We start from the raw sequence: 21,918 nt of genomic DNA on the forward strand, positions 1-21,918 counted from the left end.
CGCTCGGGCCCTCGGCCTGCCCACCCTCAGCTCACGGCACGAAAACGGGCCACCGACTCCGTCGGCGGCCCATCACGAAACTTCGAAGCTAAGGGGTGTTGGGCGATTTCAAGGGGCGCTGGGCTGGGAAAAAGGTGCGGGGCCTGTGCTGTTTCAGGGTCGACCAAGATCTTCCTGAGAGCAGAGGCCCCGCGTGTCCCAGTCTGCCATGGCGGGTAGTCCGCCCGATCTCGATGTGTTCGCTCCCGGTCATCTCGGTGAGTTGACGCAGATTCTCCCGGTGGAGCTCATCGATGCGGTACTCGCCGAAACCCGGTCGCTGCAGCGACGGTTGCGGTGCCTGCCGTCCAGGGTCGGGGTGTACTTCCTGTTGGCCCTGGGCTTGTTCGAGCACCTGGGGGCGCGTCTGGTTTGGGCGAAACTGACCGGCGGACTGGCGGGCAGGGTGCCCGCCCCGTCCGAGAAGGCATTGCGTGATCTGCGCCGCCGGATCGGCACAACCCCGCTCAGGCGGCTGTTCGAGGTGATCGCCGTTCCTCTGGGGCAGCCGGCCACTCCTGGGGCGTATTATCCTCACTGGCGCACCGTGGCCTTCGACGGATGCAGCAGTCTCGCCGTTCCCGATCACGAGCGTAATCGGGCCTGGCTGGGCAGTGTCTCGTATCGCTTTGGCGCCCAGAGCTATCCCGCCCTCCAGTTGATGACGTTGTGCGAGACCGGCACCCGAGGTCTGCTCGCCGCGTGCTTCGGACCCCGTGACCAGGGTGAATCTGCTCTGGCCCGGCGCCTGAGCGATCGACTGACCGTCGACATGCTGGTACTGGCCGACCGCGCCTTCGACGACGCCGGCCTGCTGGCCGACATCACCGGGCAGGGCGCGCAGTTCCTGGTCCGCAGCAAGGCGAACCGACGCCTGCCTGTGCTTGCCCTGCTGCCCGACGGCTCGTATCTGAGCCGGATAGCCAACCTTTCCGTACGCGTCATCGAGGCAGAGATCACGGCGAGGGCGGCCGACGGCAGCAGCACCCACGGCACCTACCGTCTGCTGACCACGCTCACCGACCACCACACCGACCCCGCGGACCGGCTCATCCGGCTGTATCACGAGCGGTGGGAGATCGAAATCGCCTACCTCGCTTTGCGGCACACCCTGCTCAAGGGGCGCGTACTGCGCTCGAAGGACCCCGCCGGCCTCACCCAGGAAGTGTGGGCCCTCCTCGTCCTCTACCAAGCCCTGCGCTCAGCGATGACCACTGCCGTGGAGACCGTGAAGGGCTGCGATCCCGATCGTGCCGCGTTCACTGTCGCGCTGGAAGCCGCACGTGACACCGTCGTCCGCGCCATCACGACTCCCGCAATGCCCCTCGGCCAGCGCGTAGTTGACCTTGTCGGCAAGATCGGTTCAGCGGTCCTTGGCCACCTGCTACCACGCCGCCGCCCCCGAATCTCCGCTCGCATAGTCAAGCGCGGCATATCCCGCTACCACACCTGGAACCACGACGGACGCCCACTGAAGAGCTCACCTCTCACCACCATCGACGTCTCCGTCCATCTCCCTTCGCTGCCCTCCCCGCCTTCGATCGCTCCCTCCGACCAGCAACGCCTGGGCCGCCGACAGAGCATCGCCGAGGTCATGAGGAACGAGCCCACCCGGACCTGGAAAGCCCGAGACATCGCCGAGAAGCTCGCTACCACCGACCCGAAGACGATCAAGATAATCGGCACCCAGCTGGGCAAATGGGCCCGCCTTGGACTACTGCAACGCATCGGCTACGGCGCCTACAAGATGGCCCTCCGCGGGGACTTCCCCCACGAACCCTTAACTTCGCGGCATTGCACGATCAAGGGGAAGCTTCAGCAGACGGCCCGATGCCCGGAGGCGTCGAGGAAGGCTGCCAGGGCGCGCAGCGCGAGGCCGTTGGTCAGTCCGCCGTTCGGGAAGCGTGATGTGCCGCGGATGAACTCGCTGACCGGTGCCTGCGGCCACCGGCCGTCAGGGCCCTGCTCGAGCAGCCAGAGGACACCTCGGCGGACAGCCTCGTCATCCGTGGCATGCCCGCCGGCCAGCAGGGCGCACACCGCCCACGCGGTCTCCTCCACCGTTCCCGGTGTGATCCCGTCCCCGGTACTCCACGAACCGTCCGGGCGCTGGGTGCGTACCAGCCACTCCGCGGCCCGCCGGGCGACGGCATGCTCACCGGCCCCCGCCTTCACCAGCGCCTCCAGCACCACCGACGTACCGGAGGTGTAACTGCGGTACCAGACCGAGTCGAACGAGCCGTCCGGACGCCCGCTGCCCAGCAGCCAGCGCACCGCCGCCCGCACGACCCGGCCGTCCGCGGGCACCCCCGCGTTCAGCAGGGCGACAAGGGCCTGGGCCGTGGTGTGCGGACAGGGGCCGCAGTTGTCGACCCTGGTGTTACGGACGCACAGACTCCACGAACCCCGGCCATCCTGCTGCGCGAGCAGCCACTCCACACCACGGGTGACATGCTCGTCCTTCCCTCCCTCCGGCATGCATGCCAGCGCGGACGTGATCTCGGCGGTCTCCACCACCGCTGGCCAACCGTGCGGCGAGGACCAGCCCCAAAAACCCGCCGGACAACCGAAAGCGGTGAAGGGCCGCCCCTGCTGACGGTCGTGGAACAGCGACCGGGACAGAGCGAGCCGTGGGTCGGCGCTGTAACCGGCCTCCATCAGGCCCTCGACGGCATAGACCGACCAGGTCAGATCCAGCGGCATCATGTTCCACGAACCGTCCGGATTCGCCTTCGACCGCAGCCACTCCACAGTCAACACCACCAGATCCGGGGCTGCACCGGACCGTGACAGTGCCTCACACGTCAGTCCGGCCGCCCAGGGATCCTCGCTGAACTCGCCCGTCATCCCCTCGTGTTCATAGATCTGCCGGATCAGCCGGAGCGCGGAGGGCGTGCCCATCCGGTTGAGCAACCGTTGCACCGGGCCCTGCGGGCGACTACGGGCCTGGGCGAGCGCCGCGGCGGCGACGAGAGGGGCGCGGAAGTCGAGCAGCTCACGGAACAGCCGGGGAAATGCCGCAAGTGCCAGAGGGAGCCGTGGAAGGTCCTCGGGGTCGAGCCAGCCGGCACGGGCGTAGAACCGCCGGCACACCGCAGCCATCTCCCGATGAGGGATCGCCTCCAGCCCACCGAAATCCTCGAGCCACGACCGCGCTGCGCGGACGGTCTGAGCCGCCCGCTCCGGTGCGAGTTGCTGCAAGGTCGCGGCGGCAACCGCGGTGGGACCGGCTTCGGTCGGCATGTGGGGAATGGTGCTCCATCCGCCGTCGGCGGCCTGGTTGCGGCACAGCCACCCCACGCCCTTCCCGACGAGGTCAGCGGAACGCTCCGGATCGGCACTGTGCAGTGCCGAGACAGCCCCCACCGTCGCCAGAACCGAGGTCCATCCCTCCGCCCCGTAGTCGAAAACCCCATCCGGCCGCTGCACATCCCACAGAGCACGCACTCCGGCGTGCATCGTGTCATTGACTTGGCCAAGCAGTCGCGGACTCGTCGGCTGCAACTGCTCCTCCCTTCTCCTGGTCACAGTGGGTCTTGAAAGGAACTGGGCCAGCACGGCGTCCCACCTCTGGAATGGCGCGCCTGTGTCATCGGTCCTCCGTCGAGGGATCTCTGGTCATCGTGTGCCGGAAAGCATTCACCGGCTGTCCGGTCCGGACGCACGAACGCGGTGACTCTTATTCGGGTGCGGATAATGCCGCGAGTAATTCACGCGAGCGACTCCCACCCGCTCACATATCCGCACTTCACGGAGTAGCAGACTTACCTTTCAACGAGAGTTCCCCAGCCGCCCACGGAATGTCAAGGGCACCCCGCGCCCCGGCCCGGCTTGGATCCCCTCTCGCCGGTGCATTTATCCAGCAACCGTCTCAGTGATGGGCAAATCACCCTTGCCTGAAATCAAACCCGATTGCTTGCAAAAATATCCTGCTGCGCGAAATCTCTATTTCTTGACAGGGGCAGGGTGCCTCTCGTAAATTGCAGCCGAATGCACTGAACCGAACGGAGATCGCCAGTGTCATTACGAGCCATCGGAGCAGGAGTAGGGCGCACAGGTACGTTCTCTCTCCATCTCGGCCTGAGCGTATTGCTGGGCCAGAAGTGCTACCACATGCTCGAGGTGACCCAGCGCCCCGAGCATGTTTCGCCGTGGGAACAAGCCTTCGCAGAAGGCAGCCCCCCGTCCGGCTGGGAGAGTCTTTTCGACGGTTATGGTGCCGCGGTCGGCGGCCCGACGTCGGCGTTCTGGCGTGAGCTGCAGACCGTATTCCCGGAGGCACTCGTGGTGCTTTCGGTCCGTGACACCGACGAATGGTGGCGCAGCTTTTCGCAGACGGTCGTCCCCGTGCTGGAGCGGCACCTGGCCCACCCGGAGCACGCGGACGCGCGGGTCATCGAACTGGGCCACCTCACGACTGTCGAGCACCTGACGACCGCATGGTCCGACGAGAGCGCCGCCAAAGCCGCCTACGAAGCGCACAACGACGAGGTGCGCTCGCAGGTGCCGGCCGACCGGCTGGTCGAGTGGTCCCCCGCCGACGGATGGGGCCCGCTGTGCCGCGCCCTGGACGTGCCAGTACCCGAGGAGCCTTTCCCGCACCGCAACACCACGGCCGAGCTGCGGGCAATGGCGGAGCTGTGACCGGCCCGGCACCCGTCGCGTCCCTCCGGGGCGCGCGCCCACCGGGACCGGCGGAAGGCCCGCGCTGGGTCGACGCGGGCTGAGACCGGCAAGGGCTTCGACTCGGCCCCGTGCCTGCCACCGGGCCATCGCCGACCTCCGGGCGCCGGGAGACGGCCGGGCAGCGGTCGGCCCCCGAGTCCGGCGGCGGCCCGCCTCCACCCGATTCCCTGCCGGCGCCGGTGTTCCGGTGTCGAGGCACAGTGGTTTCCGCATCCTTTCCTGACCGGTATCCGGGCGACATCAGCCGCACGGCACACCGGTAATCCGCCTCCACCGGCAGGCGACGAAGACGCCCAGAACCGCGATGATCTACGGCGAACGGCTCCCGCGTCGCAGCCGACCGGATTCCAGGTCACGGCCGTGAGAGATGAGTGGGGGTGACGGTGGACGACCAATGAGGTCTTCTCGGCAACGTGACGGTTGCGGTGTGTGATGATGCCGGGTGACTCGATGCCGGACATGAGTGAAGCCCCTGGTAGGAACGGGTTTGCGAAAATCACGTTCCGTACAACCAGAGGCCCCACGTGCCATCCAGTATCACCTACACCGCCGTGCTCGATGTCCGCAGGGCGACCGCTGAGCACCTCGCGAGGCTGCTGCGCGGACAGTGCGAGCGGCTCGGGACCCGCAGGGGAACCCGTGCGCTGGGCGTCTTCAGGCAGGCGGTGCTCGTACTGCGCTGGTTCGTCGACGACACCCGACTGGCCCAACTCGCTCGGGGCAACGGCATTTCGGTGCCGACCGCCTATCGCTACCTGCACGAGGGGCTGGCCGTCCTGGCCGGCCACGCGCCCGATCTGTCCACCGCTCTTGAACGAGCGGCGGCGGCCGGGTACACCCACCTCAACCTCGACGGCACTGTCATCCGCACCGACCGCGTGGCCGCCGCCGGCCCCAACAAGGACGACCTGTGGTGGTCCGGCAAACACAGGCATCACGGCGGGAACGTGCAGGTCATCGCCGCCCCGGACGGCTGGCCCATCTGGGTCTCCCCGGTCCGGCCGGGCCGTGAGCACGACATCACCTGCGCCCGCACCCACGGTCTGGTCGAGGCCCTGAACCGGTTCGCCGCCACTCTGGGCATCCCCACTTTGACCGACCTCGGCTACGAGAACGCCGCCGATGGCTTCCGTCACCCTGTCAAGAAGCCCAAGGGAGGCGAACTCGCAGAATGGCAAAGGACTTTCAACGCCGTCATCCGCGGCATCCACGGTGTCGCCGAGCGCGCCAACGCCCTGCTGAAGGTCACCTTCAAGGCACTGCGCAGGGTCAGTCTCGACCCCGCTGCCATCACCAGGATCGCCCGAGCCGCCCTCGTCCTACTCCAGCTCGAACACGGCCGCACCACCTGAACGAAGATCACGAGACGTCACGAATGGTTACTGAGAAGGCTTCATTGTCTTCGACAGCGTGCGCATCACCGATTCCGTTGGTATCAGTAACCCTCTCCTTTAGGAGTGCGACAGTCGTCGGCTGCCGTGCCCGCGCGGGACCGGCGCAAGGAGCCGGCGACACCGTCACCGCCACTCGCACGGCACCGACCGCGCCCGTCATCCGCCAGATCAGACCGACCAAAGTGGGCGCAGCGGCCGCCGTTCGCCGGCCCGACCGCATGCGCGGCAGAATAAACATGGCGAAGATCACATCGTGGCAGGGGAAAACATTCCCTGACCGCCCCCAATCACCGGCACGCCGATTATCCACTTGCCGCCCCATCCGGGAGAAATCACCCTTTCCGGGTTCCATCCAACCCGTGCTTGCGCGGCGAGCCGTCTCATGGTCAGACTGAGGGAGTCGGCGCTCTTCAAGCCGCCCGGCAGGACAGTGCCCCCATTCTCGCGCCTGTTCTCTCATCCTCCGGTCTCCCCCACCGATTCCTCCAGACCACCTCTCACCTCTCAGCGCGCAGTCCTTTTACCGCGCCGTCATCAGCACGCGGTCGCGGCTGCCTTCTCCATACCCCGTGGCACGTCGACAGGAAGGCCACCTCGTGGATCCGGAAATCTACGAACTCTCTCTCAACGAAAACCATTCGGCACTGTTACCAGGAGTGGCCCGGGCGGTCCGCGAGTCGAGTGAGCGCGTCAATCTCACCCTCGACGCACTCGCCACCGGGCTCACCGCGGAACTGGCGCGCCAGCTCGGCCTGCCCCCTGCCCGGGTCGTGGCGGGCCCGGGGTCAGGCGCGCTACTCCAGCAGTTCCTGAGCGTGCATGCCGGGCCCGGCACCGAGGTGCTGCATGCCTGGCCGTCGTTCGAGATGTATCCGCTCCTGATCCGCAACGCCCGGGCCGAACCGGTCGCGGTACCGCTGACCGGCCAGAAGCACGACCTGGCAGCCATGGCCGCCGCCGTGACGGACCGTACCAAGGTGGTGCTGCTGTGCAACCCGAACAACCCGACGGGCGAGGTGCTCGGGCACGACCGGTTGAGGAACTTCGTGGCCGCGCTGCCGCCGCACGTGCTGGTGGTGGTCGACGAGGCGTACCGCGAGTTCGCGGGGCCCGGCGAACTCGCCGACGCCATGGCGCTGGCGGAAGGTGATGAGCGGATCGCGGTCGTGCGCACGTTCTCCAAGTCGCACGGGCTGCTCGGTCTGCGGGTCGGCCATCTGGCCGGGGCGGAGACGGTGGTCGGGCCGCTGCGGAGCATGACGCCGTTCTTCCGGGTGAGCACCGTCGCGCAGGCCGCCGCGATGGCCGCGTTGGAGGCCGAGGACGCGATGCGGGAGCGCTGTGCCGAGGTCGCCCGCGAGCGGGACCGGGTCCGGGCCGGGCTGCTGGACCTGGGCCTGAAGGTGCCACCCAGCGGTGCCAACTTCCTCTGGCTGCCGCTCGGTGAGCGGAACAAGGTGTTCGTGGATCATCTGGCGGCCCATGGTGTGGTGGTGCGTGAGATCGCGGGCGCGGGCGTGCGGGTGAGCACCGGAACTCCCGAGGCCAACGACACCGTCCTGGCGCTGGCCCAGGACTTCGTCGCGGAGGAGTGTGCCGCCCAGGAGCACCCGGCGCCGGAGTGTGCCGGATGACCGCCGAGGCCGTGGCGGCGCGGACCGCGGTGGGGGAGGTCACGCTGCTCCCGGCGGCCAGGGCGCTGCGCCGGGAGCTCGACGTCCGCTGGCCGGCCGACGGGGACCGGATGCACGAGATCGCCCGCTACGCGCTTCTCGCCCCCGGCAAGCTGCTGCGGCCGCTGTTGCTGGTGACCTCCGCCGAGGCGACCGGCGGATCGCGCAACGAGGTGGTGCCGGCGGCGCTGGCCGTGGAGTACCTGCACGTCGCCTCGCTGATCCACGACGACGTCATAGACGGTGACGACCTGCGGCGCGGCCGGAGTTCCGTGCACGCGCTGTACGGTGTGCCGGACGCGATCGCCACCGGGGACGCACTGCTGTTCCGGGTGTTCTCGGCGGTCACCGAGTGCGCCGCGCTCGGGGTGCCGGACACCGCTGTGCTGGCCACGGTCCGGGTGCTGGCGGAGGCCGGCGAGGACCTGTGCCGGGGGCAGGTCCAGGAGGCGGAGCTGGCGGCCGCGTGGCCCGGCGGGGGCGGCCTGGACGCCTACCGGGAGATGGCCTCGCTGAAGACCGGGTCCCTGCTGCGGGCGGCCTGCCGGGCCGGTGTGCTGCTCAGCGGCGGTTCGCCGGAGGAGACCGAGGCGGTCACCGTCTTCGCCGGCCACCTGGGGCTGGCCTTCCAGATGTACGACGACCTACTGCCGTATCTCGCGGGCCCGGCCGTCACCGGCAAGCCCGGCACGAGCGACGCCGCCAACCTGCGTCCGACCTTCCCGGTGCTGCTGGCCCATCAGGCCGGGGGGCCGGACGACCGGCGCCGCCTGGAGCAGGCCCTCGGCGGCAGCCTCACTCCGGAGGCCACCTTCGCCGTGCTGCACGAGGTGGTCGTCGCGACCGGGGCCCTCGACCTCGCCCGGGCCCAGGCGTACGCCGAGATCGCGCGGGCGAGGGTGGCGCTGGCCCGGCTGCCCCACAGCGACGCGCACGGGCTGCTCTCGGCGATCGCAGACCTGACCGTGAGCCGGGACCGCTAGCGATGGCGGACCGGTGGACACGCGGCTGGACGACCGTCCTGGCCCATGTGCAGACCTGGCGTCCGTACACTACGAGCTATCCCGCCCTGGTCGGGCTGGCCGGCGCCGCCTGGGCCGGAGGCGCCGGTGCGGGGCGGCCGGTGGTCGCCGCGGCAGCGGTGGCGCTCGGGTGGCTCTCCGGGCACTATCTGGGTGACTGGTTCGACCGGGGGCTGGACGCGATCAGCAAGCCGCAGCGGCCGATCCCCTCCGGACGGCTGTCGGCGGATGCGGCTCAGGCGGGCGGGGCGGTGTGCGCGACGGCCAGCGCCGTCCTGGTGGTGACCGCCAACTGGGCCATCCTGCCGCTGTTCCTGCTCGCGATGGCCGGCATCGTCGGCTACAGCCGGGTCTTCAAGAAGCGCGGCCTGTCCGGGAACGTGTCCCGGGGCGCGCTGACCGCCCTCGCCGTCGTGATCGGTGCGATGATCGCGCGCCCCGCGCCGCCCTGGTCGCTGCTGCCGGTGGCTGCCGGGCTCCTGTTGCACGACACCGCATCGAACCTGATCGGCACCGTACGGGACGTGGACGGCGACCGGACCGGCGGGTACCGGTCGGTGCCGGTGCGGCACGGCGTGCGGCACGCGGTCCGGCTGGCCGCCGCCCTGTACGCGGGCGGGCTGGCCCTAGTCGCCTCGGCCGCCGGATGGGCTCCGCGCGACGCGCCCGGGCAGGTGTCCCTGCTCGCCGTGGCCGCGGGCTGCGGCACGGCCGCCTTCGTACCGCTGCTGCGGTCGGGTCCGGTGATCGACGCCCGGTCCGCGCTGCGCGCCCACGAGGTGCTGGTCGCGGAGCGGCTGGTGCTGGCCGCCGCCGTCCTCGCCGGTGCCTGGGGGTCGGTGACGGCCACCGTCGTCCTGGTGCCGGTCCTGATGTTCTCTCTGGTCACCCAGAAGCTGATGCGTGTGGGCCACGAGTTCCCGCCCGCCCCGGCCGCCCTCGTGAGAAAGGATCCCTCGGCGTGACCACTCCCCTGCTCGTGGACGAGGTCTCCGATGCGATGGACGCGGCCGCCGACACGCTGTTCGCGGCGCAACGGCCGGACGGCGTGTTCGACCACGGGGTGCCAGCTCCGGCGTCAACACTGGGCACCGTCGGTGCGGTGGGTGCACTGCACTTCGGCGATCCCGAAGGTTCCGCGGACCTCATCGCCCAAGGCGCCTCATGGCTGGCGCGGACCCAGGGCGAGGACGGCGGCTGGAGCATGGTTCCGGGCCAGGCGTCCGAAACGGGCCCGACGGCGCTCGCGACCGTCCTCCACCTTGTCGCGCCACGGACGGCGGCGGACCGGGTCCGGGCCGGACGGGAGTGGACGCGGCGGCACGGCGGACTGGAGGCGATCCCGAACCCGGAGGTCGTGGCCTGGTGCCGCCAGTTCTTCGCGTACGCCGGATGGCTCGACGCGCGAGACATGCGCCGCTTCCCGATCGAACTGGCCCTGCTGCCGGGCCTACACCAGCGGCTGTTCGACGTGGGCACGCCGATCGTGTCGGCGTCGGCCCTGGCCGAGGCCCGGCACAGGCCGCCCGCCGGGTTCCGGCGCCTGCCGGCCCGCTGGGCCGGGCCGCGCGCGCTGTCCGTGGTCCGCCAGGTGTACCAGCACCAGGGCGCCACCGGCAGCTGGTTCGAGGACGCCTGGGTGACGGGGCTGATCGCCACGGGGCTGGCCCGCGCCGAGGTGGGCCGGGACATGATGGAGGGGGCGGTGCGGTGGTTGCGGGTCCGGGAGAACACGGACGAGCAGGGCGTTCCGGAGGGGTCGTGGAGCACCGGCCCGCCGATCCGACCTCGTCCGTGTATGCCACGCGCGGTCTGGTCGCCGCGGGCTACGGCGACGAACCCCGGCTGGAGCCGGTGAAGGCGCTGCTGCTGAGACTGCAGCAGCACGAGCCGTTCGCCGCCTTCGGCAGCCCACCCGGCTTCTGGGGCCGGCCGGGCTCCCGGGGCCGGCCTGGAACGCTGGGGACCGCCGAGGCCGTCTCGGTACTGCCCCGGCTCCCCGGCACCGATCAGGCCGACGCCGTCCGCCGAGGTGTCACCTGGCTCACCCTGCAGCAGGACAGCCGCGGTTCGTGGGGCTCGTGCGTGCGCAACACCGGGGTCGGCGACAGCGGCCCCTGCCCGCACCTGACCGCCAAGGCGCTGGACGCGCTGCTGGACTCGGGCGCGCCCGCCGACGACCGGCGGGTACGGCGCTGGCTGGCCAAGGCGCAGCGGCCCGACAGGAGTTACGAGTCGGTCTGGTTCCGCACGCACACCGCGGGCACCTCGGCGGTGCTGCAGCCCTTCGCCCGGGCCGGTCTCGCGGACGCCCCCGCCGCGGTACGCGCCCGGCGGTGGCTGGAACGGACGCGGCGCGACGACGGCTCCTGGAGCACCGGCGATCCGGCCGACGCGGGCACGGTCGAGGAGACGTCGTGGGCGTTGTCCGGCCTGCTGGCCACCGGGGCGCACCCGCGGGGGCTGCTGCCCGGCGTGCGGTGGCTGCTGGCGGCCCGGTTGCCGGACGGCGGATGGCTGGCCGCGCCGGTCAACGAATACGTGCGGCACGTGTCGCGCTGTCCCATACCGACGCTCACCCAGGGCCTCGCACTGCAGGTGCTGGCCCATTACCGGCAGGAGAGCACCCGATGAATGTGGATGTGGTGGTGTGCGGCGCGGGCGTCAGTGGCCTGGCGGCGGCCTGCGCGCTGGGACGGCTGGGCCTGCGAGTGCTGCTGCTGGAGAAGCAGCCCCGGCCCCGGCCGGTGGCCAAGGGCGAGGTCTTCCAGCCCGGTTCGCTGCGGGTCCTGGGCGACTGGGGTGTGTCCGGGCTGCTGGAGCGAACGGGCGCGCTGCGCCTGGACCGGCTGGTCGCCCGTGACCATGACGGCACCGCGCGGATGGCGCTGGACTACCGGCGGCTGCCCGTCGACGGGAACTGGCTGCTGGCGCACGACTACCCGGCCATCCTGCGCGCATTCACCGAGGCCTTACCGCCCTCCGTCGAGCTGCGTCGCGGCGTGCTCGCCGAGGAACTGTTCCGGTCCACCGACGGCCGGGTCACGGGTGTACGGCTGACCGAGGACGGCGCGCTGCGCACCGTGACGGCTGCGCTGGTGGTGGCGGCCGACGGGATCTCCTCCCGGCTGCGGCGAGCGGCCGGGATCGACTTGGACCGGCGGGAGTACCCGCACCAGCTGGTCGCCATGGAGCTGACCAGCGGGCCGGAGGTCGAGGCCGACTTCTGTGCGTACGTCACCTCGCGCGGGCTGCGGCTGCGGTATCCGCTTCCGGGGGGCCGGATCCGGCTGTACGCGCAGGCCGCGCCAGGGGAGTTGCGCGGAGCGGGGCCGGGTGAGCTGGACCGCTGGGTCGCCGCGCTGGTCCGGGACACCCCGGCGCTGGCCCCACTGGCGGACGCGATCCACGAGGCCCTGCCGCGGCGTCAGGTCCTGCCGGTCGTACGGGCGCTGGCGCCCCGGCTGACCGTGCCGGGGCTGGCGCTGGTCGGTGACTGCGGGCACGTCGTGCATCCGATGGCGGCGCAGGGCATGAACAGCGCCGTCGCCGACGCCGATCGCCTGGCCGCGGTGCTGCGGGAGTGCGGCGGCCTGACGGCCGCGTCCGTGGACCGGGCGCTGCTCGCGTACGGGCGGGCCCGCCACGCCGACCTCCTACAGGTGGGACAGACCAGCCACAACGCCGCGCGGATGGTGACCGATCTGTCGTGGACGGGCCGGCTGCTGGGGCGGCGAGCCCTGCGGTACACGGGTGCCAACGACCGGATCCGCTACACGGTCATGCACAACATGGCCGGGCTCGGAGCGCATCCGCTGACCCCGCTGGACCGGCTGCATCAGATCGGGCTGCTGCCGGACCCGAGGGCGCGGCGGCGGCCGGCGTGGGCATAGCCCACGTGGGCGAGGCGGGCGTGTCCTCCTACGGCTGTGCTCCCGGCCGTGGTGCCTTCGGACACCCCCCGCCCACACATACACGGCCGACGGTTCGACCGCCGGTGCCGCAGCTCGCGGACGGCAGGCCCGGCGTCCAGCGTCGTCCGGCAGCAGGAGTCCGCGATCGGCCCGTCCCGCCCGGGAACAGCTTTCGCGGCAATCAAGGACCCCAGGAAAAGGTGATGCGGTGATGACGAACAACGGGACCCGGTTCGAGGTCCGCCCGATGTCCGGCGCGCTCGGTGCCGAGGTGTGCGGGGTGCCGCTCGGTCGGATGACGGAGGCGGATTTCGCGGCCGTGCGCGAACTGCTGCTGGAGCATCTGGTGTTGTTCTTCCCGGACGCGGCGGGGCTGGCTCCCGAGGCGCACAAGCAGTTCGGCCGCTGGTTCGGCGAGTTGGAGGTGCACCCCTTCCTGCCCAAGCTGCCCGGGCACGACGAACTCGTGGTACTCGACTCGGAGCGCGGCGCGAAGGCCGACGTCTGGCACACCGACGTGACGTTCTCGCCCTCTCCACCGATCGCATCGGTTCTGCAGCTCGTCGAGTCTCCGCCGGCCGGCGGGGACACCATGTGGAGCAACCAGTACCTGGCCTACGAGGCGGTGTCCGCGCCTGTACGGGATATGCTCGACGGGCTCACCGCGGTGCACGTCTTCGTGCATCCGTCCATGCCGTACCGCAGTGAGGCGGAGCATCCGGTGGTCCGCACGCACCCGGAGACCGGCCGCCGGTCCTTGTACGTCAACCGGCTGTTCACCCGGCGCATCGCGCAACTGGCTCCCGGCGAGAGCGACGCGCTGCTGCGGTACCTGTTCGAACTCTCCGAGAGCCCGCAGCGGGTGTGCCGTTACCGCTGGCAGCCGGGCGCGATCGCGATGTGGGACAACCGGGCCACCCAGCACTACGCGGTCAACGACTACACGGGCCGCCGGGTCGGCTGGCGGGTGACGATCCTGGGCGACAAGCCGGAGGGCGAGGAGCCGCGTTGGCCGCACTGGGCGTCGGGAAGGGAGGGCGACAGCGCCGAGAAGACGCGGTAAACGGAGCGTCACCCGTCCGCCCTTCGGATCTTGACCTCACCGGTCGGAAACCCACCGTTGTCGCGGGGGCCGGCAGCCCCCGCCCGATCACCGGCCGGGTCTGGGACTGTAAAACGATCGGCTCTGTCTCACATTCGGTGGTGACTCTGCGTGGTGAGAGGGTCGTTGACATCGATGTGATGGATGCCAACCAGCTTGTGCAGATGGTCTTTGCGGGGATATCTCCGCTGGTCATTGAGGATGTGGTCGACGAGGGCGAGCGGGTCGTGGTGAGGGCGCGGACTCCGCAGAAGACCGCGCCCTGCCCCGTGTGCGGGGCCTCGTCGGGGCGCGTTCACGGCTATCACTGGCGGACCGTGGCCGACGTACCGGTCGACGGCCGACGAGCGGTGGTCCGAGTACGGGTTCGGCGTCTGGTCTGTCCGACACACGGCTGCCGTCACACCTTCCGCGAGCAGGTGCCCGGGGTGCTGGAGCGTTATCAGCGACGCACCACCCGCCTGACCGCGCAGGTCAAGGCGGTAGTCAAGGAGTTAGCGGGCCGGGCAGGGGCGCGCGTACTGGCGATACTCGCGGTAGGTCTGTCGCGTCACACGGCTCTGCGTGCCCTGTTGCGGATTCCGTTGCCCACGGGACGAGCGCCCCGCGTGATCGGCGTCGACGATTTCGCTCTGCGCCGGCGGCACCGCTATGCCACCGTGGTGATCGACGCCGAGACCCATGAGCGGATCGACGTGCTGCCCGACCGCACGGCTGACACTCTGGAAGCCTGGCTGCGCGAACATCGGGGCGTCGAGATCGTGTGCCGTGACGGCTCGGCAACCTCCGCCGAGGCCATCCGTCGCGCTCTGCCCGATGCAGTGCAGGTCGGTGACCGCTGGCATCTGTGGCACAACTTGTGCGAAGCCGCTCTGAGCGAGATCAAGGCGCACAGCACCTGCTGGGCCACCGTGCTGGAGGCGCCCCTGTATGACGGGCCCCGTGCACGGACCACCCTGGAGCGCTGGCACAAGATTCACGACCTCCTCGACCAGGGCGTTGGTCTCCTCGAATGCGGCCGCCGTCTGCAGCTGGCCCTGAATACCGTCAAACGCTATGCCCGAGCCGACCGGCCCGAGCGGATGCTCCGCGTCCCGAAATACCGCGCCAGCCTCGTCGATCCCTACCGCGAGCACCTGCGCAAACGCCGGGCTGACGACCCCGCCGTCCCCGTCCAGCACCTCTTCGGAGAGATCAAGGCCCTTGGCTTCACGGGCTGCCTCAACCTCCTGCACAAGTACATCAACCAAGGGCGCGCGGACGCCGACCGCAGCCATATCTCCGCACGCAGACTCGCCCGGATGCTCCTCACCAGGCCCGACAACCTCAAGGCCGAGCACCACGGCCTCCTGGCCCGGCTCACCGCCGCCTGCCCCGAGTTGACCCAACTGGCAACCCACACCCAGACCTTCGCTCTACTTCTGAAGTCTCAGCCAGAAAGCGCCGATGCACTCGACCGATGGGTCGCCCCCGCGGTCTCGAGCGAGACCGCGACGCTGTGATCGCCGCATTCACACTCCCGTACAGCAACGGCCCGACCGAGGGCGTCAACACCAAGACCAAGCGGATTGCCCGCCAGATGCACGGACGAGCAGGCTTCACCCTCCTTCGCCACCGCATCCTCCTCGGATAACACCACGCAGAGTCACCACCGAATGTGAGACAGAGCCGTCTACTGGATACACCCGGATGGTTGCTCCCCGCGGAGGCTAGGGTCTGGCCATGGGATCAATGGGGGACAGTTCCCGAAGCCGTTGGGCGTTCGTGGGTGGGACGCTGGCCAAGCGTCCGTGGCTGGTCGTGAGCTGGGTTCTGCTCGCAGTTGTGGCGGTTGCCGCCTGGAAGATTGTGCCGCAACCGTGGAGCGCGGGCGTCTATCCCGTGGTCTTGTTTTTCGCGCTGCTGCTGTTTTCCCGGGCGTCGACTCAGAAGGGGTGAGCCCGCTCAGGGTCGGAGCCAGAGCCGGATCGCTGCGGCCGTGACTGTGCCGTGGAAACGTAGGCCCTCTTGTCGTAACAACGGCGCCGAGGTGGCACGGGAAGGGCAGGCCGCGCGCGTCGGCGAGGCGTCCCAGCAGCGGCAGGCCGAGCGCTGGGGCGATGCCGTAGAGCGCGGCGAGGAGGCTGGCCGCGGCGAGGGTGTGGCCGTCGGCCTGCGCCGCCAGGATCAGGGCGACCGGCACCATGCCCAGCGAGAGGCGGCCGGTCACCGACGCGATCAGCAGACGACCGCTATACCGGTGGCGCAGCACGTCCCGGAACGTGGGCGGGGTGTGCGGCGGCGTCTGGTCGACCGAGGCGAGGGACGGTGGCGGAGCGGGAGACTGCGGCGGGGCAGGCGGCGCCAGCTGGGTGGTGCGGAGGACGTCGTGGACCTGCGCGTGGGCCATCGCCTGCCTGCCAAAGGGGATTGTGGGGCGCGGGAGAGGGACGCCGTCCGTGTGCCGGACCCCAGGGGGCCGGGGGCGGCAGACGGACGGCGCCAGCGGCTTACGGGGCGAGCCGCCGTGGCGAGCAGCACAGCAGCGCCGGCCGCACCCCTTCAACGCCCCGTCCGGTGGCGCGGGCCGGGGTGCTTGCTACTCCCAGCCCCTGGCGCCGCGTTCAACGGGAGCAGTCCGCCCTACGGCGCCCCGGCACGGTCGGCGTGTGGGCGGGTGTCGGTGGCCGCTGATACCTGTAGGGCGTGGATGATGCGCGTGCGATCGCCGACCTGTGTGAAGCCCTGCCGGCACAGGTCCGGCACTCTCCCCTGGGCTGGGAGGAGCTACGGGCGTGGGAGCGACGGCACAAGGTGGTGCTGCCCGAGCCGTATCGCACCTTCGTCGCGGAGATCGCGAACGGCACCGGCGATGGTCCTCCGGAGGAGGGCGGACTCGTGGCCTTGGGGGCGAAGCCGGACAGCTGGACTGTCTGGGAAGCGGACTGGTGGCCGAGCTCCCAGCCCTTCGACGGCGCCGCCGCACGCGTGCCTGCTCAGCCCTTCCCCCTCGAGGAGGTATGGGAGTGGGAGTACGACTACTACGACGACGCCCTCCATTCGGCCCCGTTGCACCAGACGTACCAGCACGGCTCGGTGCTGCTGGGCACCGACGGGCCCGGTGAGTACTGGCTGCTGGTGGTGACCGGGCCGCAACGCGGCCGGGTGTGGTGGCTCAGAGACTGATGCGCCGCACCGTATTCCAGCGCCCTGCCCGGTCAGCCGGAGAGCAACTTCGCGCACTGGGTGCGCGACTGGCACGTCGGACAGGGCTGGTGGCGGGCTGAGTAACACCGCTCGCGTGGCTGCTCAGTCGGCCACAGCACGTCGAACCGCCGTTCCTCAGTCTGGTCCGGGTCCGAGGTGGAGCGCGGTCAGTCGCGGCAGACACCGGCGCATCTGCTGGGTATCGCTGAAGTCGAACGGTTCGCCCATCTCCTCGTCGCCCTCTTCGGTCGGGGTGCGGGCGTCGGTGTAGGCCTCCCATGCCTCCCAGAAGGCGTCCGCGTCGCCGGTCAGCCGCTCAAAGGCTCTGGACGACACGAAGTTGAAGTCCTCGTCGAAGACGACGCTCTGGTCGTCTGTGGCTGCCGCAGCGCGTACGGCGGGATGCTCAGCGAGGGCGTCGGGGCAGGCGGCTGCCCGCTCGTACCACTCGCGTCCAAGCGCCACCAGGCCAGCAGTGAAGTCACTGAAGCGGTCATCGGAGCAGCCCCGCCGATGAGGTAGCGGCCCACACGTCCCAGCGGTAGACCGCGTGGCGCAGACGGGAGAAGTGTTCCTCGAAGGCGAGGATCCCTTCCGCGGGCAGGGCTGCGAGATGCTCGACGATAACCGTGTCCAGGGACTGGTCGCTGTCCTTCGCGGCGTCGAGCAGTCGCCAGAACCCTTCGGTGTCCATGGCGGGCAGTCTGCCAGGGCGCGGGCGCCGTCCGATTCGCGCTGGGGCCGGGAGATCGCTTTCATCCGTCGGGCAACGGTTGTCGGTGGCTCCTGCCAGCATGCGCAGATGACCTCAACCGGCCACCTGCTCACCGCCCCTGCTGATCAGCCTCGCGCCCGCCTGCTGGAGCTGATCGGCGCCATTGAACCGTGGGACGACGTGGAGCACGCGCATCTGGAGACCGCCACGCAGTGGATCAACGGCGGAGCCCCTCTCTACCGGGTGCGCAAGCCGGATGTTCCGGCGATGCACTTGGTGAGCTACTTCGTCGTCCTGGACGAGACGCGTGGGCAGCTGCTGCTCGACGCTCACCGCAAGGCGGGTCTGTGGCTGCCGGCAGGTGGACATGTCGAACCGGGTGAAGATCCGTGGGCGGCGGTGGTCCGTGAGAGCCGTGAGGAACTGGGCATCGAGGCTGTGGCATCGCCGGTCTGTGGCGAGCGTCCCTTCTTCCTGACCGTCACCCGCACCCGGGGGCACGGCCCGCACACCGACGTCTCCCTCTGGTACCTGCTCAACGCGGCTGCCCCCACCATTACCTCCTGGGACGAGAGTGAGTTCGACGCGATCCGGTGGCTGACCAGCGAGCAGGTGCTCCGCGAGCCGGGCGAACTGCTCGACCCCCACATGCACCGCTTTACCCGCAAGCTGCAGCACGCCTGGACCACGAGACATCGCGGGTAGTCTCCTGCGGCCGTCCGCGATACCCCACGACCTCCCACGCCGACGCGCTGCACCCAGCCCCGTTGCACAAGCCGTCCGGGGCGGGGCAGCCCTGTTCCAGTCAGCAGAAGCAGAGCGAGACGCCCTTGTCGACGCAGTACTTCATGACCTCGATCAGTTGGCAAATGTCATCGATGCGGCGCCGTTCGAGGTCGGGATCGGCGACGGCTTCGGGAGCCGCTCGGCGGCGAGCTCTTCCAGCCGGGGCAGCATGGCCGCGCACTGAGCGGGGGTGAGGTCGCCGCTGTCGTCGGGATGGTGGAGCAGCGGTTCCAGCGTCGTGGTGACGCTGCTCCACGCACGCTGTCCGCCGAAGCCGACCATGTCGAGCATAGCGAATCCCTCAGCCCTGGCCAGCCACTGCCTGAACAGGTGGTACCCGTAGTGCGACCGACGTCCGGGCCGCCAACGTCGTCATCTGCGGGACTGAGCATGAGTCCCATCCGGCCCCCTTGGGTCTTCTTGGCCCTCATGGTCGACAGGAGGCGGGGAGAGCAGCAACCGAAAATGCACTCTCGCACGAGGACCAGGGCCGGGGCCGGGGCCGTCAGCAGCACCGGGGCTCCGTGCCCTGCGTGGTCACCGGTGGAGTCCCGGTGTGCTGGGGCCGGCCGCCTGCGTCTGGACCTGCCTGTTGTAGTGCGCGGGGGGCGCCGCGGTGGGGGCGGGTCCGGCCGGTGCGGGGTCGGGCTGAGGGGCGGGGCGTGCCATGGCCTGCTTGAGGCGGGCCCGGATCTCGTTCTCGTCGAGCGGGATCGTCGGTGTGGTGATGCGGTCCAGTGCGGTGCGGGCGGCTGTCAGGAGGTCGGCTTCGGTGCCTGGCGCGTCTGGTCCGTGTTGGCGTTGGTAGGTGATCTGTCCGTCGAGGGCCTGGGCGGCGCGGTCGAGGGTGCCGAAGGCCTCGATGAGGCGGCGTTCGGTCTGCGCGGCCGCGACGGGCACGACGTCTGCGGGCAGGGTGGCCGGCGGTTCGGTGGGGAAGGCGAGGCGGCCGAGGGCGTCGTGCAGGGCGTGCAGTTGGCCGAGGCGGGCGGACAGGTAGGCGATGCGGGCGTGCAGCAAGCGCGGGTCGGCGAGGTAGTCGGCGTCGTCTTCGAGGGTGGCGGCGCGCTGTTCGGCCAGGTCCTCGACGGCCTTCTGGGCGGTGGTGGAGGCGCGGCGCCAGGCGGTTGCCGGGCCGGAGGCGGTCAGGGCCCGGGTGGGGGCGGGGAAGGAGTCCCGGATGCGTCGGGCTTCCTGCGGGCGGCCGAAGTAGGAGGCGGCGGTGTAGGCGCGGACGGTGGCACGGGCCTGCGCGAGGTGGGCGGCGCGCTGCTCATCGAGTGCCGGGGCGGGGGCTTGGGGGCTGGCCGCCTGGTGCTGGTGGTCGGTTCGAGAACGGCGCGCAGCCGCTGAGCGTAGGCGTCGCGCAAGGCGATCTGGTCCAGGAGCCAGTCGGCCGTCCCGGCGAAGGCCGGGACGTCGACGGCCAGGGCCTGAAGGGTGTGCCAGTCGTCGACCAGCTCGCCGTGGGACCAGTAGGGGTTTTCCAGGCGGTCGAGGAGACCGGTGACGTTCTGGCCAGTGGCAGCGATCAGCTCCGCGGTGCTCGCATCCTGCCCGGCGGCGCTGAGCGCCAGGGAGACGATAGAGGGCGGCGGGTAGTCGCTCAGGGCGCGCATGTGGCACGTCCAGGCGGCCGTCGCGGCGCTCCACCCCACGTCCACGCCCTGCGGTGCGGTGGTGCTGCGCCGGTGGAGCCAGTCGGCCAGCTGCCGGGTGAGCCAGGGGTCGTCCGCCTGGTGCAGGAGGCGGACGACGGCGAGTTCGCCCGGCGTGTGTTCGCGCAGACCGTCGGGGCCGGTAGTAACGATGGCCAGCAGGCGGGCGCCCGTGTCCAGGTCCAGCCAGCGGCTGAGCGCCTCCTCACGGCCGTAGGCGACCTCCTGCACCGTGATCGTGCGAGGTCGAAGCCGGGATGGGCGATACGCGTCTCCCCAGCGTCGGCGGCTCCGACTTGAGCCCGCCGGACCAGCCGGGCTGCTGGCCGGGCGGGTCCACCCACACCAGGGCGTGCGCGTCCGTGCCCTGCCCGGACAGCCAGGGACCGAACTCACCGGGCGGGGGCGCGCTCTACTCACTCATCCACGGGGGCCTTCTGCTCAAACGGTGGGGGCACCGCACGACAGGGACGGCGGCTGGGCAGCAGCCTGCCCACACCGGTGGTGGCGGCCGCCGCGGCAGCGAGCAGCGGCGTCCCGCCCGGCGGGAGTGCGGGGGCGCCGGTCAGCAGCAGCGTTCCGTAGGGCGGGATATTTTACGCGTAACAGTGGTCGGCTGCCAGGACGGATACTGCTCCACTACGCTCTGGAGCGAGTCGGGGGGCGGGATGGGCACTGCGGTAGTCGAACCGGCGGTCACGGAGCGGTCGCGGTATGTGAAGCGGGCGGCACGGGCTGCCGGGGTCGGGCTTGTCGCGACGGCCGCTTCCGTGCTCGCGACGTGGCTGTTGCTGGACTCCAGTGCCTGCCAGGACGCGCCGGGCTCTGGCTGCATCGGCTACGCCGTCCTGTGGTTGTACCTCCTGCCGGTTCTCTATTTTCTGCTCACCTGGCCCGCCCTGCGCGTCCTTGCGGTCCGGCCGGCGTGGCTCACCGCTCTGCTCGGCACCGGCATCGGCTGGTATCTGGTCCGCGGCATCGATCCCCTCTGGTGGCTGCCCGGTGGCACACCGTACGTCCAAGCCAGCCTGTGCACGGCTGCGTTCGCCGTGGCGGCCTGGTTCACCCAGTCACGCAGGCCGCTCTGGCCGCGAGCAGCTGTGGCCGTCGGCCTGGTTCTGCTGATGCCGCTCGACTCGCTGGCCACCACGCAGGTCGCCCGGAGCAAGCAGAACGATGAACTGGCCGACGCGGGTGTCCCCCTGCTCGGGCCGCAACTGCCCATGGGCTACCACCTGAACGGCGCCGGCACCACCGGTTCGACAACCGCAGACAACGTGACCTTCTACTATCGGATTTCACCCGACAGCCTGGGCAAGGGCGCGACCACCATGGAGGAGATCCATCAGGAGATCCAGGTGCACGTCGGCCCCGTACAGCCGGGTTTCACCCCGCCCTCCCACTGCGCCGCACTCACCAGTGTCTCCCCTGTGCCGGCACCCGCCTGCAGCCCAGTGGCTCCCGGAGTATGGCGTTGGTCGAACTACGACTACGTCCAGTACTTCACGCGGGTCGGTGACGCTGTCGCAGTCCTCCAGGCCCGCACCCCGCCAGTGAGCAGCGATGTTCTGCTTGAACTCGCCAGCAGTATGCGTGTGCGCCCGCCGTCCTACTTCACGGGCGGCTGAGCGGGGTTCAGCGTCCATGCCGGGCCGCCGGGGGCCCCGGCCGCTGGAAGCTACGGCGAGAGCACCGCACGCAGCAGCTGGTCCCTCGGATCACGCGGCGAGCACGCAGTTGTCG

19 protein-coding genes and 2 pseudogenes are annotated in these 21,918 nt (G+C 70.3%); 15 read left to right on the forward strand and 6 right to left on the reverse strand.

Annotated features, from left to right (window positions below):
- Window positions 1-208: 208 nt before the first annotated feature.
- Window positions 209-1,189 (forward strand): annotated as a pseudogene (locus ACH4NX_RS37820) (IS4 family transposase); the annotation flags it as partial.
- Between the two features lie 665 nt (window positions 1,190-1,854).
- On the opposite strand, the gene ACH4NX_RS37825 reads toward ACH4NX_RS37820, so the two are convergent.
- A complete protein-coding gene (locus ACH4NX_RS37825) occupies window positions 1,855-3,597 on the reverse strand; it encodes a prenyltransferase/squalene oxidase repeat-containing protein (RefSeq protein WP_351401591.1) in 1,743 nt (580 codons plus the stop codon).
- 459 nt (window positions 3,598-4,056) lie between these two features.
- Here ACH4NX_RS37825 and ACH4NX_RS37830 point away from each other — a divergent pair, with 459 nt between their 5' ends.
- The 12 genes and pseudogenes from ACH4NX_RS37830 (at window position 4,057) to ACH4NX_RS37885 (ending at window position 16,995) form a co-directional block, all read left to right on the forward strand.
- The gene (locus ACH4NX_RS37830; RefSeq protein WP_398129202.1) at window positions 4,057-4,683 is read left to right on the forward strand and encodes a sulfotransferase family protein; all 627 of its coding nucleotides are present in this window, start codon (window positions 4,057-4,059) and stop codon (window positions 4,681-4,683) included.
- A gap of 566 nt (window positions 4,684-5,249) precedes the next feature.
- On the forward strand, window positions 5,250-6,077 hold the full coding sequence (locus ACH4NX_RS37835) for a transposase family protein (protein WP_398129201.1): 828 nt from the start codon (window positions 5,250-5,252) through the stop codon (window positions 6,075-6,077).
- Window positions 6,078-6,715: 638 nt separating this feature from the next.
- Complete coding sequence (locus tag ACH4NX_RS37840; RefSeq protein ID WP_351401595.1) at window positions 6,716-7,753, forward strand: aminotransferase class I/II-fold pyridoxal phosphate-dependent enzyme; 1,038 nt, start codon at window positions 6,716-6,718, stop codon at window positions 7,751-7,753.
- The gene (locus ACH4NX_RS37845) at window positions 7,750-8,775 is read left to right on the forward strand and encodes a polyprenyl synthetase family protein (RefSeq protein ID WP_351401597.1); all 1,026 of its coding nucleotides are present in this window, start codon (window positions 7,750-7,752) and stop codon (window positions 8,773-8,775) included. The genes ACH4NX_RS37840 and ACH4NX_RS37845 overlap by 4 nt, the downstream gene beginning before the upstream one ends.
- A gap of 2 nt (window positions 8,776-8,777) precedes the next feature.
- Window positions 8,778-9,779, forward strand: a complete 1,002-nt coding sequence (locus tag ACH4NX_RS37850; protein WP_398129199.1) for a UbiA family prenyltransferase — start codon at window positions 8,778-8,780, stop codon at window positions 9,777-9,779.
- Window positions 9,776-10,672 (forward strand): hypothetical protein, encoded by an 897-nt coding sequence (locus tag ACH4NX_RS37855; RefSeq protein ID WP_398129198.1) that lies wholly within the window; start codon window positions 9,776-9,778, stop codon window positions 10,670-10,672. Before ACH4NX_RS37850 ends, ACH4NX_RS37855 begins: the two co-directional genes overlap by 4 nt.
- Entirely contained in the window at window positions 10,609-11,448 is an 840-nt protein-coding gene (locus ACH4NX_RS37860; protein WP_351401604.1) for a prenyltransferase/squalene oxidase repeat-containing protein, read from the forward strand. Before ACH4NX_RS37855 ends, ACH4NX_RS37860 begins: the two co-directional genes overlap by 64 nt.
- Window positions 11,445-12,707, forward strand: a complete 1,263-nt coding sequence (locus tag ACH4NX_RS37865; protein ID WP_398129197.1) for an FAD-dependent oxidoreductase — start codon at window positions 11,445-11,447, stop codon at window positions 12,705-12,707. The genes ACH4NX_RS37860 and ACH4NX_RS37865 overlap by 4 nt, the downstream gene beginning before the upstream one ends.
- Before the next feature lie 232 nt (window positions 12,708-12,939).
- Window positions 12,940-13,791 carry a TauD/TfdA family dioxygenase gene (locus ACH4NX_RS37870; RefSeq protein ID WP_351401608.1) on the forward strand — a complete coding sequence of 284 codons (852 nt, stop codon included), beginning with the start codon at window positions 12,940-12,942 and terminating at the stop codon, window positions 13,789-13,791.
- Window positions 13,792-13,970: 179 nt separating this feature from the next.
- A pseudogene (locus ACH4NX_RS37875) lies at window positions 13,971-15,463 on the forward strand (ISL3 family transposase).
- Window positions 15,464-15,552: 89 nt separating this feature from the next.
- The gene (locus tag ACH4NX_RS37880) at window positions 15,553-15,768 is read left to right on the forward strand and encodes a hypothetical protein (RefSeq protein ID WP_351401610.1); all 216 of its coding nucleotides are present in this window, start codon (window positions 15,553-15,555) and stop codon (window positions 15,766-15,768) included.
- A 747-nt stretch (window positions 15,769-16,515) separates the two neighbouring features.
- Window positions 16,516-16,995: an SMI1/KNR4 family protein gene (locus ACH4NX_RS37885; protein ID WP_398129196.1), complete on the forward strand. Its 480-nt coding sequence runs from the start codon at window positions 16,516-16,518 to the stop codon at window positions 16,993-16,995.
- A gap of 156 nt (window positions 16,996-17,151) precedes the next feature.
- Here the strand turns inward: ACH4NX_RS37885 and ACH4NX_RS37890 are convergent, their stop codons facing one another.
- The gene (locus tag ACH4NX_RS37890) at window positions 17,152-17,481 is read right to left on the reverse strand and encodes a hypothetical protein (protein WP_398129195.1); all 330 of its coding nucleotides are present in this window, start codon (window positions 17,479-17,481) and stop codon (window positions 17,152-17,154) included.
- 28 nt (window positions 17,482-17,509) lie between these two features.
- Window positions 17,510-17,710, reverse strand: a complete 201-nt coding sequence (locus ACH4NX_RS37895; RefSeq protein WP_398129194.1) for a DUF4240 domain-containing protein — start codon at window positions 17,708-17,710, stop codon at window positions 17,510-17,512.
- Window positions 17,711-17,818: 108 nt separating this feature from the next.
- Here ACH4NX_RS37895 and ACH4NX_RS37900 point away from each other — a divergent pair, with 108 nt between their 5' ends.
- The gene (locus ACH4NX_RS37900; protein ID WP_398129193.1) at window positions 17,819-18,436 is read left to right on the forward strand and encodes an NUDIX hydrolase; all 618 of its coding nucleotides are present in this window, start codon (window positions 17,819-17,821) and stop codon (window positions 18,434-18,436) included.
- A gap of 153 nt (window positions 18,437-18,589) precedes the next feature.
- Here ACH4NX_RS37900 and ACH4NX_RS37905 read toward each other — a convergent pair whose 3' ends face one another.
- The 3 genes from ACH4NX_RS37905 to ACH4NX_RS37915 all read right to left on the reverse strand — a co-directional run bounded on the left by ACH4NX_RS37905 (window position 18,590) and on the right by ACH4NX_RS37915 (window position 20,406).
- A complete protein-coding gene (locus ACH4NX_RS37905) occupies window positions 18,590-18,808 on the reverse strand; it encodes a hypothetical protein (RefSeq protein ID WP_398129192.1) in 219 nt (72 codons plus the stop codon).
- Between the two features lie 246 nt (window positions 18,809-19,054).
- Window positions 19,055-19,537 carry a hypothetical protein gene (locus ACH4NX_RS37910; protein WP_351401619.1) on the reverse strand — a complete coding sequence of 161 codons (483 nt, stop codon included), beginning with the start codon at window positions 19,535-19,537 and terminating at the stop codon, window positions 19,055-19,057.
- Window positions 19,538-19,662: 125 nt separating this feature from the next.
- Entirely contained in the window at window positions 19,663-20,406 is a 744-nt protein-coding gene (locus tag ACH4NX_RS37915) for a hypothetical protein (protein ID WP_351401621.1), read from the reverse strand.
- A gap of 539 nt (window positions 20,407-20,945) precedes the next feature.
- On the opposite strand from ACH4NX_RS37915, the gene ACH4NX_RS37920 reads away from it, so the two are divergent.
- A complete protein-coding gene (locus ACH4NX_RS37920) occupies window positions 20,946-21,803 on the forward strand; it encodes a hypothetical protein (protein WP_398129191.1) in 858 nt (285 codons plus the stop codon).
- Window positions 21,804-21,918: the final 115 nt, after the last annotated feature.

The sequence above is a fragment of the Streptomyces sp. NPDC017225 genome (assembly GCF_044331465.1).
GTDB lineage: Bacteria > Actinomycetota > Actinomycetes > Streptomycetales > Streptomycetaceae > Streptomyces.